The organism is uncultured Serinicoccus sp. (genome assembly GCF_947500995.1).
Classification (GTDB): Bacteria; Actinomycetota; Actinomycetes; order Actinomycetales; family Dermatophilaceae; genus Ornithinicoccus.
The window spans coordinates 364,233-378,218 of record NZ_CANMUA010000001.1; the positions used below are offsets into that span (position 1 = coordinate 364,233).

The following is a 13,986-nucleotide window of genomic DNA, read 5'->3' on the forward strand; positions in this document are numbered from 1 at the left end:
TGACGCATGCCGGAGATATACCGCGCGCCGGCAGACACGTCTCCGCAGTCCGTGACGGACGGGGCCTCCGGGAGAGGAGTGACCTGTCCGCGCTGGACCGTCAGCCCGCCGAGACCCGTTCCTCCGGCCGGCCGACGAAGGCCCGGTGGACCTGCTCGACCTCGGGCCCGAGGAAGCGCCGGGCGAGGTAGTGGAAGCCGTCCGGGTCGCCGGTGGTGAGCCACTGGTGCACCGGCACGTTGCCCTGGGCGGCGAGCAGCCCGCCGTCGGTGAGGACCCGGAAGAGGTCCGCCGCGGTCGCCGCGGCCGAGGAGACGAGCTGCACCTGCTCCCCCAGGACGTACTGCAGCGCCTGCGTGAGCAGCGGGTAGTGGGTGCACCCGAGGATGAGGGTGTCGATGTCGCGCTCCTGCAGCGGCGCGAGGTAGGCCTGCGCCACCTCGATGACCTCCGGCCCGCTGGTGACCCCCGCCTCGACGAGCTCGACGAAGCGCGGGCAGGGCTGGCTCGCCACCCGCACCGACGGCGGGGCGGCGACGAAGGAGTCGACGTAGGCCCGAGACTGGTGGGTCGCCGCAGTCGAGATGACGCCGATCTGGCCGTTGCGGGTCACGGCCATCGCCCGCCGGACGGCCGGCCGGATGACCTCGACGACGGGCACGGCATACCGCTCGCGCGCGTCGGCGAGCACCGCGGCGGAGGCGCTGTTGCACGCGATGACCAGCGCCTTCACCCCGTGCTCGACGAGCCGGTCCAGGCACTCGAGGGAGAACTCGCGGACCTGCGCGATCGGCCGCGGCCCGTAGGGCGTGCGCGCGGTGTCGCCGAGGTAGAGCACCGACTCGTGCGGCAACTGGTCGAGGACCTCGCGCGCGACGGTCAGCCCGCCGAAGCCGGAGTCGAAGACCCCGATGGGCGCCTCGGTCATCTCAGAGGTCGTCGTCCGCCGCCACGAACGGGTTGGCGAGCGCCCCGATCCCCTCGACCTCGACCTCGCAGCGCTGCCCGGCCGTGATCGGCCCGACGCCGGCAGGGGTGCCGGTGAGGATGACGTCCCCGGGGAGCAGGGTGAAGGCCGCGGACGCGTGCGCGATGAGCTCGGGGATCCCGAAGTGCAGGTCGGCGGTCGTGCCGTCCTGGCGCAGCTCTCCGTCCACGGTCGAGCGCACCGACAGGTCCGCGGTGTCCAGGTCGGTCTCGATCCAGGGTCCGAGCGGGGTGAACGTGTCCATCCCCTTGGCCCGCGCCCACTGCCCGTCGCCGCGCTGCAGGTCGCGCGCGGTGACGTCGTTGGCGCAGGTGTAGCCGAAGACCACCGAGCCCGCGTCCTGGGCCGGGACGTCCTTGCACATCCTCCCGATGACGACCGCGAGCTCGGCCTCGTAGGAGATCTCGGTCGCGAAGGACGGGATGACCACCGGGTCGCCGGGCCCGCAGACCGAGGTGTTGGGGATGAAGAACATCATCGGCTCGGCCGGCAGCTCGCTGCCCATCTCGCGCGCGTGGTCGGCGTAGTTGCGGCCGATGGCCACGACCTTGCTGCGCGGGATGACCGGCGCGAGCAGGCGCACGTCCGCGACGTCGAAGGTCTGCCCGGTCAGGTCGATCTTGGTATAGAGCGGGTCGCCGGAGATCTCGGCGATCCGCTCCCCGGCCCCGTCGACGAGGCCGAAGCGGGGGTCGTCACCGTCGGTGAAGCGGCAGATACGCATGGCGCCAGGGTATGCCGTGCCCCCCACCTCGTCCGAAGTGGACATCGGCTTCCGGGCCTCGGCCCCCGGAAGACGATGCCCAGGACGTCAGTGGGCGCCGCCCGAGGTGAGCTTGAGACCGACGATCCCGGCGATGATCGCGACCAGGCACAGCACGCGCGCGACCGTGGCCGGCTCCCCCAGCGCGACGATGCCGTAGGCCGCGGTGCCCACGACGCCGATCCCGACCCACACGGCATACCCGGTGCCGAGCGGGATCGTGCGCAGCGACCACCCCAGGCCGGCCATGCTGAGGGCCAGGGCCACCCCGAAGACGACGCTCGGCCACAGGCGGGTGAACCCCTCGGAGCGGGTGAGCGCCCCGGCCCACACGGCCTCGAGGACGCCGGAGACGACGAGAACGATCCATGACAGCGCAACCATGATGACGCCCTCCCTGGGGCGTGCCACGTCGTCGTCGGTGCCGGGTACGACGTGCCTCGTCCGGGGATCCGCCCCTGCCGGGCGGCCACCTCCAGGTTCTCACAGGCGGGGCGCCCGGGCCAGCCTCGCGGCAGGCGCCGGGGCGGGGGCGAGCGCGGTTAGGCTTGCTGGTCGTGCAGACCCCGGCGACCGTTCTCAAGGTGCTCGACGCACCGGTATGGCGCGCCCGCGCCGCCGCGCACGCGCGCACCGTCGAGGCGCTCACCGCGGACCGGTTGGCACGCCGGGTCGAGGGGCGCACGCACCCGGTCGACGACTTCCTGTGGGAGTACTACGCCTTCCGCCCCGCACAGCTCGCCCGCTGGCACCCCGGGCCGGGCGTCGGCCTGGCGGACGGGCACGAGCGCGAGGGGTGGAGCGGCTACCTCGTCGACGGGGCGGGCACGGCATACCTCGACCTAGAGCGGTTCGTGCAGCGGCGTGGACGCACCGTCGCCTTCGTCCGTGACCTGCTGCGTGCCACGCTGTCGCGGCCCGGCAGGTTCGGCTGCTTCGGGCTGCACGAGTGGGCGATGGTCTACCGGGCCGACCGCGAGGACGTGCGCCACGACTGGCCGTTGCGGCTCGGCGCCGAGGGCACCGACGCGGTCGTCGAGAGCCACCAGGTCGCCTGCTCGCACTTCGACGCCCACCGGTTCTTCACCCCCGAGGCCGCGCCGCGCAACACGCTGCGACCGACCAGGGAGGGCCAGCTCGACCTCGAGCAGCCGGGGTGCCTGCACGCGGGGATGGACCTCTACAAGTGGTGCTTCAAGCTCGCTCCGGCGGTGCCGAGCGACCTGACGCTGGAGGCCTTCCACCTGGCCCGCGACATCCGCGAGCTGGACATGCGCGCCGCCCCCTACGACCTGCGCGACCTCGGCTACGAGCCGGTGCGCATCGAGACGACGGAGGGCAAGCGGGAGTACGCCGAGGCCCAGCGCGCGTTCTCCCGCCGCTCCAACGCGCTGCGCCGACGGCTGCTGGAGGTGCTCGACCCGCTGGCTCAGACCAGCTGGTAGAGCCAGCCGTGGCGGTCCTCGGCCCGGCCGTACTGGATGTCGAGCAGCTCGGAGCGCAGGTCCTCGGTGACCTTGTGCTCGTCCGGCATCTCGAGCTCCCCGCCGCTCCACGCGAGCCGGCCGACGGGGGTGATGACGGCCGCGGTGCCGCAGGCGAACACCTCGGTGATCTCGCCGGAGGCCACCCCGTCGCGCCACTCGTCGATGGTGAAGCGGCGCTCCTCGACCTGGTGGCCGCGCTCGCGCAGCAGGTCGAGCAGGGAGGAGCGGGTCACGCCGGGCAGGATCGTGCCGGTCAGCTCGGGGGTGACCACCCGACCGTCGGCATACAGGAAGAAGAGGTTCATGCCGCCCAGCTCCTCGACGAACCGGTGCTCGACCGCGTCGAGGAACACGACCTGGTCGCACCCGTGCTCGATGCCCTCGGCCTGGCTGGCCAGCGACGCCGCGTAGTTGCCGCCGCACTTCGCCGCGCCGGTGCCGCCGGCGGCCGCGCGGACGTACTGGTCGCTGACCCACAGGCTGACCGGCTCGAGCCCGCCCGGGAAGTAGGAGCCGGCCGGGGAGGCGATGACGCTGAAGAGGTAGCGGTTGCTCGGGCGCACCCCCAGCGCCTCCTCCGTGGCGATCATGAAGGGCCGCAGGTAGAGCGACATCTCACCGGCGTCCGCGGGCGGCACCCACCCCTGGTCGAGGGTGACGAGCTCCTTGATCGCGTCGAGGAACAGCGTCGGCGGCAGCTCGGGCATGGCCAGACGACGGGCCGAGCTGTTGAAGCGCTCGGCGTTGCGCTCGGGGCGGAAGGTCCAGACCGTGCCGTCCGCGTGGCGGTAGGCCTTCATGCCCTCGAAGATCTCCTGGGCGTAGTGGAACACCGCGGCGGAGGGGTCGAGCGGGATGGGGCCGTAGGGCACCACCCGCGCGTCGTGCCACCCCTGCTCCTTGTCCCACTCCACCATCACCATGTGGTCGGTGAAGATGCTGCCGAAGCCGGGGTTGGCGAGCAGCTGGGCGATCTGCTCGGGGCCGCGGCGCTCGGGCGCCTCGGTGACGGCGAAGGAGGTGGACGTCGCTGTCTGGCTCATGGCCGCAGCGTAGCCGCCTGACGCCTCGTCACCGCCAGGGGTGGACCTGACGTCGTGGCAAGGACGAGGGGTATGCAGCGGCGCGCCGGCGCGAGCACGAGCACGAGCACAGAGTGGAGGCGGACCCGCGTGCCTGTGGGCCGGACGCGGGTGTGGACGGCGTGGCGCTGTTCGAACACGTGTGCTAATATGGGTCAACGACACATCACCGGGGGGTGAGGGGTAGTGAGCACGACGGAGGCCGAGGGGCGACCGAGACCTGACGAGGGGTCGGGTGGCGGTTCGGGCCTGGCGACGCTGGACGACGAGCAGCTGCTCGCCCTGACCCGCCGCGCCGCCTCCGGGACCACCGACCTCAGCCCTGAGGACTGCCTCGAGACGATCGAGGCCCTGCACCTGCTGTCCCGCCGGCTGGAGGGGATCCGGCTGCACGCCACCCGCGAGCTGGCGGCCCGGACCGGCGAGGAGCTCCTGGCGCGGCAGGACGTGGCCGATCCCGCCGAGCTGTCCCGGACCGCGCGGGACCGGTGGCGAGCCCGGGCGAAGTCGGTGACGGCGACCGAGATCTCCGTGCTCACCGGCATGGGCCGCGGGGCGGCGCGGCAGCTGGTGGCCGTGGCCCTCGCCCCCGTCAGCACGGCTGGTCCGGTGCGTGATGCCCTGGCGGCGGGCGTGGCGACGTGGGCGCAGGTGGAGCACTTCTGGCGCAAGGCGTCCCAGCTGCCGCACGAGCAGGCGGGGACCGTCTCGCAGGCGCTCTTCACGACCACACGGAGCCGGCCCAGGGAAGGCGCGGGAGCTGAGGACCAGAGTTCCGGGGACGGGGAACAGGCAGCGGGTCAGGCCGACGACGACCCGGGCGCGGCAGCGCTCGACGTCGCCGTGGAGCGCCTGGACCCCGAGGGCAGCCTGACCGACACACCGTGGCACGCCCAACAGTTCGTGCAGGCGGTCCAGCGGGAGGTCACCCGAGCCCGGGCGAGGGACCCGGAGGCCGAGGCGGCGGAGCGTGCGCAGCACCACCGCGCCCGGACCGCCTACGGCCTCGTCGACGACGACGGCACCGGTCAGATCGTCATCACCGGCGACGCCGTCTCGACCTCGGCGTGCCTCGACCGCCTCTACGTCCTGGCCAGGCGGGCGCGGGCTGCGGGCGACGAACGCTCCGAGAGCCAGCTGCGCTCCGACCTGGCCACAGCCCTGCTGCTGCACGGCACGCTGCCCCTGCCCGCCGGCCTGCGACCAGGCCCGGGCACTCCCTCGTCGGAGACCACCGTCGACGCACCGGCTCGGCCCACGACCGGCTGCTCCACGACGCCGGACGAGTTGGCCGATCTGGTCACACCCGACGACATCTCCTCCCTGGCGCAGATCCTGGCCGGGGCCCCCAGCTGCGAGCTGCAGGTCGTCGTTCCTTGGACGACGCTCATCCCGGGCACGAGCACGGGCACGGGCACGGCCACGGGCATGGGCTCGGCAGGCTCGGGGCCAGCAGACCCTCCCCTGCCCCCCGGCGTGAGTCGGGTGGTGGGCCGGGCCCCCCACTTCCTGACGCCGCAGGCGACCCGTGACCTCCTCAGGACGCCGGGGACGACGATGCACCGGCTGCTGACCGATCCGCGCGACGGCCGCTGCGTCGAGCGCTCGGTCGCGAGGTACCGGCCCGATGCGGCGATGAGGGCCCAGGTGCGGGCCGCCGACCTGCTGTCGCGCGCACCGGACGGCACCCTGCCGGTGCGGGACGCCCAGCTGGACCACGTCACCGAGTACCTCCTGGGCGGCGCGACCGCGGAGACCAACCTGCAGGGCGTCGACACCGTCTTCCACGCCCTCAAGACGCAGAAGTTCTGGGACGCCGAGATCGACGCCACCCGCACCGTCACCTGGACGTCGTTGTTCGGGCGGAGCTACCGCACCCGCCCGCACGACTACCGGCAGTACCTCGGCTACCCCGAGCCCGGTTCCACCAGTGCTACGAGCACCTCGGGGTCCGGGGCGCCCAGCGTGGCCGAGCGCCGGCACCTCGCCTCACTGCTCGTGTATGCCGCACTCGCGCACCGAGCCGTCCGGGGCCGCCTGGAGGCTCCGGACGACGACCCGGACAGCGACAGCCACCTCCTCGACGACGGTCACCGCGCCGTCTGGGTCAGGCATACCCGGCAGCGCGACGGCCGCCGGGTCACCGGAGCTCGACCCGGCACGCCCAGCCCCGACCGGCTCCTGCGTACCCCTCACGGCGCCGTGCTGAGGTCCGCCCACTGGACCGACCCGTTCACCCGCCCCGCCCCCGAGAGCGGCGCCCGGCCGCCGGTCCGCGAGGACGAGGACGATGCACCGCCGTTCTGAGCTCGACCGATCCACCCGCTCGCCGCCCGTGCCCACGCTCCCACCCGGTCGCCGCCCGTGGCCACGCTCCCACCCGGTCGCCGCCCGTGGCCACGCGTCCACCGGTCGATAGGCTGTCGACGTGAGCACCCTGGACCCGAGCAGCGCCGATCTGACCCTGCTGCAGGACCGCCAGGTGGCGGTCCTGGGCTTCGACGCCATGGGCGCCGCGCACGCGCTCAACCTGCGCGACAGCGGCGTGGACGTCTGGGTGGGCACGGACCCCGACAGCCGGCTCGCGGCCCGCGCGGAGCTCGAAGGGCTGCCCGTGTCGCCGCCGGAGGAGGCCGTCGGGCGCTGCGACATCATCCTCGTCCCGGGCACCGGCCGGGGCGAGAACGATCCCCGCCGGGTGACCGCCCTGGTCGAGGACCACACGGAGCCCGGCGATCTCGTCATCGTCACCAGCGCCACCGCCGTCCGCGAGGGCCGGCTCACCGTCCCCGAGGGCGTGGACCTGGCCATGCTGCGCAGCATCGGCAGCGGCGAGCGGGTGCGCGAGGAGTACCTCGACGGTCGCGGCTGCCCCGCCCTCGTCGCGGTCGCCCACGACCGCAGCGGCGCCGCCTGGGCGACGCTCACGGCATACGCGGCGGCGATGGGGGCCCTGCGCTCCGGTGCCGTCGTCACGACCGTCGAGCACGAGAGCACGGCCATGGCGACCGCGCGCGACCGCATCCAGGTGCCGCTGCAGAAGGCCCTGGAGACCACCTTCGAGGACCTGGTGGGCCGTGGCGTGGAGCCCGAGGTCGCCTACGTCGCCCTGGTGCACGAGCTCAAGACCCAGGTCGACCAGATCTACGCGGCGGGTTTCGCCACCCAGCACGGGCCGTCCGGCCAGGCGGGGGGCGACCCTGCGGCGAGCAGCCGTCGCGAGGCGGCGGCCGGAGCCCACGCCCTGGAGCACGCAGGACGCCAGGTCCGCGCCATGACGAGCTGGCTGCGCTGACCCGAGCCCGCCCGCTCAGCGGAGGAAGAGCGCGCGCAGCCGCAGGGTGGTCAGCACGAGGCCGACGAGCGTCATGCCGACGAAGTAGAGCGCGTGCACCCCGCTCAGGGCGTCGAGGTGGCCGACCGACAGCTGCCGCATGAGCTCCACCCCGTGCCACAGCGGCATCGCCATGATGACCCACTGGATCCACTCGGGGTAGACCGCGATCGGGTAGAGCGTCGCGGAGAAGAGGAACATCGGCAGCAGCGCGAAGTTGATGAGGTCCATCTGCTGGAAGCTGGTGAGGTAGCTCGTCACCCCCATGCCCAGCGCGGCGAACCCCAGCGCGATGAGCACCGCGGCGGGCACCATGAGCAACGACCACCACGACGTCACCAGGCCCAGGGCCGCGATGACGCCGAGGAAGCCCAGGGCGTAGAGGAACCCGCGGAAGAGCGCCATGAGGATCTCGCCGAGCGCGACGTCCAACGGCCCGAGCGAGGTCTGCAACATCGCCTGGTAGAGCTTGGCGAAGCGCAGCTTGAAGAAGACGTTCCACGTCGAGTCGTAGATCGCCCCGTTCATCGCCGAGGTCGCGAGGAGGGCGGGGGCGATGTAGGCGGCGTACTCCACCGGCTGGCCGCCCGGCCCGGTGACCGTCCCGACCAGCGACCCCATCCCCACACCCATGGCCAGCAGGTAGAACACCGGCTCGAAGAACCCGGAGGCGAGCACCATCCAGTTCTGGTTGCGGACCACGGCGAGGCCACGCTCCAGGACGGCGCCGACGTTGCCGGACGCCGACGACGAGAGCCACGCGGGCCGCGGTATGCCGTGCCTCGGCACCGCGAGGTCGCGGCCGGGCTCACCGGCACCTCCACCGCCGGGCGCGAGGCCCCGCCCCGGCGCGCTCACGAGTGCAGCCTGCGGGTGTAGGAGCGGGTCGCCCAGACGACACCGCCGACCGTGCAGGCCAGCAGGAAGGCCAGGTGCACCGCGATCATCACCGGGGACACGTCCGCGCCGTAGGACGCCACCCGGGCGAGCTGGGTGCCGTGCCACACCGGGCTGACCCACCCGATCCAGTGCAACCACACCGGCATCGCCGAGAGCGGGAAGAACGTGCCCGCGAAGAGGAACATCGGCATGACGACGAAGCGCTGGATGAAGGCGAACTGGTAGGCCTCGTCCTCGATGGTCGAGGCGTAGGCCTGCAGGGGCGTGCCGAACGCGGTCGCGGTCAGCACCCCGACCGGCACGACGAGCACGGACTGCCACCACCCGGACGGGGCGGCACCGAAGGCCTCCATGATCACCCAGAAGACGCCGCCCTGGAGGACGAAGCGCAGGACCACGGCGAGGAGGTGGCCCCTCGCGATCTGCCCCGGCTCCAGGGGCGAGGCGGCGGGGCCGTAGTAGAGCCGCTGCCACGTGAAGCCGCTCATGACGGGGTAGGTCATCTCGGCGGTCACCGACATGACGACCGTCGACACGAGCAGGGCCGGCGCGACGAAGGTGAGGTAGTCGACGCCGTCGACGGGTCCGCTGCCCCGGTCGACGAGCTCGCCGAGGCCGACCCCGAGGGCGACCATGTAGAGCAGCGGCTGGAGCACGGCATACACCGCGATCGGGAGCGCGAAGGCGCGCATGCCGCGCAGCGTCGTCTCGGCGTAGAACCAGGAGCCGGACCGCCGGGTCCGCGCCGCCATCTCGGTGTGGGGCGGCACCCGGCCCGAGGCGACGAGCCCGGCGGCGTCGAACTCCGGCGCGTCGAGGCCGGTGCCGTGGGTGGGGTCAGTCAACGAGCGACCTCCCGGTGAGCCGCAGGAAGACGTCCTCGAGGGAGGCCCGCCGCACCAGGGAGGTGACGGGATGCAGGCCCCGGGAGGTGACCTGCTCCAGGGCGGCCTCGCCGTCGTGGGCGTAGACGAGGATACGGTCGGGCAGCACCTCCTGGCGCTCGCCCACGCCCTCGAGCTGGGCCACGACGGAGGCGTTGCGGGCCGAGCCGAACCGCAGCTCCAGCACCTCCCGGGTCGAGTGCTCGCGGATGAGCGAGGCCGGGCTCCCCTGCGCCATGATCCGGCCGTGGTCGACCACGATCAGGCGGTCGCACAGCTGCTCGGCCTCGTCCATGAAGTGGGTCGTGACGACGAGGGTGGTGCCGGCCTCCTTGAGCCGGAAGAGGCGGTCCCACAGGATGTGGCGGGCCTGCGGGTCCAGGCCCGTGGTGGGCTCGTCGAGGAGCAGGATCCGCGGCTCGTTGACCAGGCCCCGGGCGATGGTCAGACGACGCTTCATGCCGCCGGAGAGCGCGCTGACCTTGTCCTTCGCCTTGGCCTCCAGCTGGGCGAAGGCGAGCAGCTCGGCCGACTTGTCCCGGAGGTAGTCGCGCGAGAGCCCGAAGTAGCGCCCGTACATGACGATGTTCTCGCGGACCCGCAGCTCCTCGTCGAGGTTGTCCTGCTGCGGCACGACGCCGAGGTGGGCACGCACCTGCGGCCCCTGGGTCCCCGGGTCGAGCCCGAGCACGGCGAGCTCGCCGCCGTCCCGGTCGAGGGTGCCGCCGATCATCCGCATGGTGGTCGACTTGCCGGCCCCGTTGGGCCCGAGCAGGCCGAAACTCTCACCCGCCTCGACCTCGAGGTCGATCCCGTCGACGGCGGTGAAGTTCCCGTAGGTCTTGCGCAGGCCTCGGGCGGTGATCACGGCAGGCACGAGCCGAGACTCTACGTCCTCGCCGAGGGCCCGCCAACGGCTTATCCGGTATGCCGTCCCCCGCCCCGTGCGGGGACGCTCAGCGTCCGCGCAGCACCGTCCCGACGGTCGCGACACCCGGCCCCATGTCGGACCAGGGCACGGCCAGGTCGAGCACGGCCGCGGCCCCGGTGGGGAGCCCTCCCTGCAGCGCCTCCCGACCCTCGTCGTGCTCCCCGGAGTCGGTCAGCTCCCACGCGGTGCTCGACAGGACCGGCTCGTGGCCGACGACCCAGAGCACCCCGACACCGTCGGGCACCTCCCGGACCGCCTCGAGGACGCCGTCGATGCCGCCGTCGTAGATGCGGCGGGTGGGCCACGTCTCGACCTCCCGACCAGCGAGCGCGTGCTCGAGGGTCTGGACGGCACGGGCCGCGGTGGAGACGAGCGCCAGGTCCGGCGCCCACCCCCCGTCGGTCAGAAGACCCCCCAGGGCCGCGGCGTCCCGGCGACCGCGCGAGCTCAGCTCACGGGCGTGGTCACCCCCCGGCCCGGGGGGAGCGACCTCGGCCTTCGCGTGCCGGACGAGCACCAGAGTGGGCATGCCTCCGACCTCCTCGTCCTCATCGACCCCGTGGCGCCGGGACGGCGTCGTGGGTCCGCGTGTCGTCAGGTGACTCCCCGAGACTAGCCGGGACGGCCGCAGGGCCGGGCGGCTCTCGCCACCACGGCCCTGCGTCCGATCTGGTCGTGCCGGTCGTGCCGACGCTCAGGGCTGGGCGTCCACCCAGTCCGGGTAGTAGTCGTTCAGCGCGTCCTCGACGTCCTGGGACACCGCGTTGGTGCCACCGAGGATGACGACCCGCTCCGGGCTGAGCCGCTCCAGCTCGGCCAACGTCGCGTCCGGCAGCTCACCGGGCTTGGTGAGCAGCACCGGGACACCCTGGTGACCGGCCAGGGCCGAGCCCGCCAGCGCGTCCGGGAAGTTGCGACCCGAGGCGATGTGCACCAGCGGGACGTCCGTCCCGTGGACCTGCGAGACCGCGACCGCGGTCTCGTAACGGTCCCCACCCGAGACCCGCTCGTCCGCGCCCAGCGCGATGAAGGTGTCACCGTCGACGGCCACGGACCCACCGAGCACCACGACCCGGTCGGGGTCCAGCTCGGCGAGCGCGTCCGCCGTGGCGCCGGGCACACCGTCCGGACGCGTCAGCAGCACCGGGGCGTTCTCCATGCCCGCGCGGGCCGACCCGGTCAGGGCGTCGGCGTAGGCGCGGTCCTGCCCGGAGGCGACGTAGACGACCTCAGGGTCCTCGAACATCATCGCCAGGTTGGCCGCCGTCTCGTAGCGGTCTGCCCCCTCGACGCGGGACACCTCGCCGTAGGCCTCCAGGTCACCCGCCACACCCGAGGACACCGCACCGGTGCCGCCCAGGATGACGATGCTGCTCGGGTCCACGGCCTCCAGGGCCTCCCGGGTGTCCTGGGGCAGCCGGTCGTTCTTCACCAGCAGCACCGGGGCCGGGTCACCCTCAGGCGTGTTCATCGTGCCGGGGAGCAGGCCGCGGGACGCGGCCGGCGAGCCGGACATGGCGTCGGCGAACCCGGTGCCCGAGGCGATGTAGACCGTCTCCACCCCGTCGGGGTAGAGGCCGGAGATCGCCGCGGCGGTGCCGTAGCGGTCCGGGCCGAACACGCGCTCGACCTCGGGCTCGGGCTCGTCGTCGGCGACCTCGCCACGGGCGAGCACCGGGATCGCGGCGACCACGTCGCCGGAGGTCCAGGCGATCTCGCCCTGCTGCCACACGTCGGTGGCGGCGCCGGTGTTGGCGACCGTGATGGTCACCTCGGCGGAGCCGCCCGCCGGGACGGTGACGCTGGCCGGCTCGACCGTCACGGACAGGGTGTCCGGGCCGGTGACGGAGGCCGCGAAGGTCGAGTCCGCCGCACCGGGGTTGGTGACGGTCCGGGTCAGCGTGGTCGGCTGGGTGCCGAGCGCCGGCACCGAGACGTAGGCCGCGTTGAGGTCGTAGCCGGTGCTCGGGTCGGCGAGGAAGGCGTCCCAGTCGGCCTCGGTCGAGTCGAACACCAGACCGGGCTCGAGGAAGGCGCGCGGCTCGACGAAGCCGGTGCCGCCGACCACGGCCTGGTTGCTCTGAGCGTCGACGTAGTCGGTCGTCGAGGTCTGCAGGGCCGACTTGATGGCCATCGGCGACCACTCCGGGTGCGCCGCGGCGAGCAGCGACCCCAGGCCGGCGACGTGCGGGGAGGCCATCGAGGTGCCGGACAGGTAGCCGTACCGCGGCTCGCCGCCCTGGCTGGCGACAGCCGCCAGGACGTTGACGCCGGGCGCGCCCAGGTCGGGCTTGAGGATGGTCTGCTCGTCGGCGTCGACGTCCACCGGGCCGCGGCCGGAGAACGGCGCGATGGAGGGCACGGGGCCGTCCTCGGGGCGGTGGAAGGAGGCGGCGACCGTGGTGTGCCAGGGGCCGATGTGGGCGACGGCGACCCCGTCCTGCGCGGAGTTGCCGGCCGACGTGGCGTTGAAGACACCAGCGGCCGCGGCGTTCTTGAAGGCCAGGTCGACCGGGTCCACGTAGGTGGAGGGGTCGCCGCTGACGGAGAAGTTGATGACGTCGACGCCGTCGACGAGGGCGGCCTCGACCGCGGCGATGGAGTCGTCGGGGTGGCACCCGCTCACGCCCTCGAAGTCGAAGCAGGCCTTGTAGGCCGCGACGTGCGCCCCCGGTGCCATCCCGGCCAGGTCGTAGGTGTTGCCCTCGCCGTCCTCCAGGGACACCTCCCGCCCGGCCGCCGTGCTGGCGACGTGCGAGCCGTGGGCGTCGGTGTCCAGCGGGCTGACGCTCTCGGCCTCGATGGGCTCGTAACCGTCGGCGCGGGCCCCCTCGACGAAGTAGCGGGCGCCGACGATCTTGTCGGTGCAGGCCGAGGCGGGGAAGTCGTCCGCGTCGTCGCCCTCACCCGTCTCGCACTCCCCGGCCCAGCCGGCCGGCGGGGCCGGCATGCCGTCCGCGGCGAAGGAGGGGCTGTCGTAGGCGATGCCGGAGTCGATGACGCCGACGACCGTGCCCTTGCCGGCCTCCATCGGCCCGCCGAGCTGGGACCAGACGCCACCGGGACCGCGCAGGCCGAGCAGGTCGGGCGACAGGTCCGTGTCCGGGTCGGCCGGCGCACCGTCGGGCTGACCGACGATGTCCGAGTCCAGCTGGCGCAGGGTGGAGCGGGTGATCGACACCACGTCGTCGCGCTGGGCGAGGGCGGAGGCCTCCGCGGCGGTGAGCTGCACCGCGAAGCCGTTGAGGGCGACCGTGTATCGGTAGGTCGGCTCGGCGGCCACCCCCTGCAGCACGCCGTCCTGCTGGGCGAGCAGCTGGTCGGTGTAGCCGAGCGCCTGCGCGGAGGTCGTGTCGACCTTCTGCAGGGCGGACCCGGCCGTGCCCGGGTGGGTGGCCAGCGGCAGCCGGTCCAGCACCACGACGTAGGCACCGTCCTGGAAGTCGCCGGTCGCGCTGACCGGTCCGGCCACCGCCGGTCCGTCGGTCGCGGAGGCGGCCACCGGCGCGAGCCCGGCCACGAGGCTGAGTCCAGCCACGGCGGCCAGGGCGCGACGAGCCCCCGATGTCGAGCGATAGGTCACGATCGATTCCCCTGATTCCCTGTGAGCACGCCCG

Annotated in this window: 12 protein-coding genes and 1 riboswitch; of the genes, 3 read left to right on the top strand and 9 right to left on the bottom strand. The window is 73.3% G+C overall.

Annotated elements, in window-relative coordinates; genetic code table 11:
* Positions 1-100: 100 nt before the first annotated feature.
* The 3 genes from murI to Q0967_RS01585 form a co-directional block, all read right to left on the bottom strand.
* Positions 101-928 carry a glutamate racemase gene (gene murI / locus Q0967_RS01575; RefSeq protein ID WP_298747194.1) on the bottom strand — a complete coding sequence of 276 codons (828 nt, stop codon included), beginning with the start codon at positions 926-928 and terminating at the stop codon, positions 101-103.
* Between the two features lies 1 nt (position 929).
* On the bottom strand, positions 930-1,712 hold the full coding sequence (locus Q0967_RS01580) for a fumarylacetoacetate hydrolase family protein (protein WP_298747191.1): 783 nt from the start codon (positions 1,710-1,712) through the stop codon (positions 930-932).
* 87 nt (positions 1,713-1,799) lie between these two features.
* On the bottom strand, positions 1,800-2,126 hold the full coding sequence (locus tag Q0967_RS01585) for a multidrug efflux SMR transporter (RefSeq protein ID WP_298748173.1): 327 nt from the start codon (positions 2,124-2,126) through the stop codon (positions 1,800-1,802).
* 31 nt (positions 2,127-2,157) lie between these two features.
* A riboswitch (guanidine-III (ykkC-III) riboswitch) is annotated at positions 2,158-2,224 on the bottom strand.
* 84 nt (positions 2,225-2,308) lie between these two features.
* Here Q0967_RS01585 and Q0967_RS01590 point away from each other — a divergent pair.
* Positions 2,309-3,196, top strand: a complete 888-nt coding sequence (locus Q0967_RS01590) for a 3-methyladenine DNA glycosylase (protein WP_298747189.1) — start codon at positions 2,309-2,311, stop codon at positions 3,194-3,196.
* On the opposite strand, the gene Q0967_RS01595 is transcribed toward Q0967_RS01590, so the two are convergent.
* Complete coding sequence (locus Q0967_RS01595; RefSeq protein WP_298747186.1) at positions 3,181-4,281, bottom strand: branched-chain amino acid aminotransferase; 1,101 nt, start codon at positions 4,279-4,281, stop codon at positions 3,181-3,183. The genes Q0967_RS01590 and Q0967_RS01595 overlap by 16 nt on opposite strands.
* 225 nt (positions 4,282-4,506) lie before the next feature.
* On the opposite strand from Q0967_RS01595, the gene Q0967_RS01600 reads away from it, so the two are divergent.
* Positions 4,507-6,627 carry a hypothetical protein gene (locus Q0967_RS01600; RefSeq protein ID WP_298747183.1) on the top strand — a complete coding sequence of 707 codons (2,121 nt, stop codon included), beginning with the start codon at positions 4,507-4,509 and terminating at the stop codon, positions 6,625-6,627.
* Between the two features lie 121 nt (positions 6,628-6,748).
* Positions 6,749-7,615: a hypothetical protein gene (locus tag Q0967_RS01605; RefSeq protein WP_298747181.1), complete on the top strand. Its 867-nt coding sequence runs from the start codon at positions 6,749-6,751 to the stop codon at positions 7,613-7,615.
* Positions 7,616-7,630: 15 nt separating this feature from the next.
* Here the strand turns inward: Q0967_RS01605 and Q0967_RS01610 are convergent, their stop codons facing one another.
* The 5 genes from Q0967_RS01610 to Q0967_RS01630 form a co-directional block, all read right to left on the bottom strand.
* On the bottom strand, positions 7,631-8,428 hold the full coding sequence (locus Q0967_RS01610) for an ABC transporter permease (RefSeq protein ID WP_298748170.1): 798 nt from the start codon (positions 8,426-8,428) through the stop codon (positions 7,631-7,633).
* Between the two features lie 80 nt (positions 8,429-8,508).
* The gene (locus Q0967_RS01615) at positions 8,509-9,399 is read right to left on the bottom strand and encodes an ABC transporter permease (RefSeq protein WP_298747179.1); all 891 of its coding nucleotides are present in this window, start codon (positions 9,397-9,399) and stop codon (positions 8,509-8,511) included.
* Positions 9,392-10,315, bottom strand: coding sequence for an ABC transporter ATP-binding protein (locus Q0967_RS01620; RefSeq protein ID WP_298747176.1), 924 nt, complete (start codon positions 10,313-10,315; stop codon positions 9,392-9,394). Before Q0967_RS01620 ends, Q0967_RS01615 begins: the two co-directional genes overlap by 8 nt.
* A gap of 79 nt (positions 10,316-10,394) precedes the next feature.
* Positions 10,395-10,898, bottom strand: coding sequence for a histidine phosphatase family protein (locus Q0967_RS01625; protein ID WP_298747174.1), 504 nt, complete (start codon positions 10,896-10,898; stop codon positions 10,395-10,397).
* 165 nt (positions 10,899-11,063) lie between these two features.
* Positions 11,064-13,907 (bottom strand): cell wall-binding repeat-containing protein, encoded by a 2,844-nt coding sequence (locus Q0967_RS01630; protein ID WP_298747171.1) that lies wholly within the window; start codon positions 13,905-13,907, stop codon positions 11,064-11,066.
* Between the last annotated feature and the right edge of the window lie 79 nt (positions 13,908-13,986).

Excerpts from the sequence above, each read along its gene's own strand:
- murI (WP_298747194.1), bottom strand. The coding sequence starts at position 928 with ATGACCGAGGCGCCCATCGGGGTCTTCGACTCCGGCTTCGGCGGGCTG.
- Q0967_RS01580 (WP_298747191.1), bottom strand. The coding sequence starts at position 1,712 with ATGCGTATCTGCCGCTTCACCGACGGTGACGACCCCCGCTTCGGCCTC.
- Q0967_RS01595 (WP_298747186.1), bottom strand. The coding sequence starts at position 4,281 with ATGAGCCAGACAGCGACGTCCACCTCCTTCGCCGTCACCGAGGCGCCC.
- Q0967_RS01625 (WP_298747174.1), bottom strand. The coding sequence starts at position 10,898 with ATGCCCACTCTGGTGCTCGTCCGGCACGCGAAGGCCGAGGTCGCTCCC.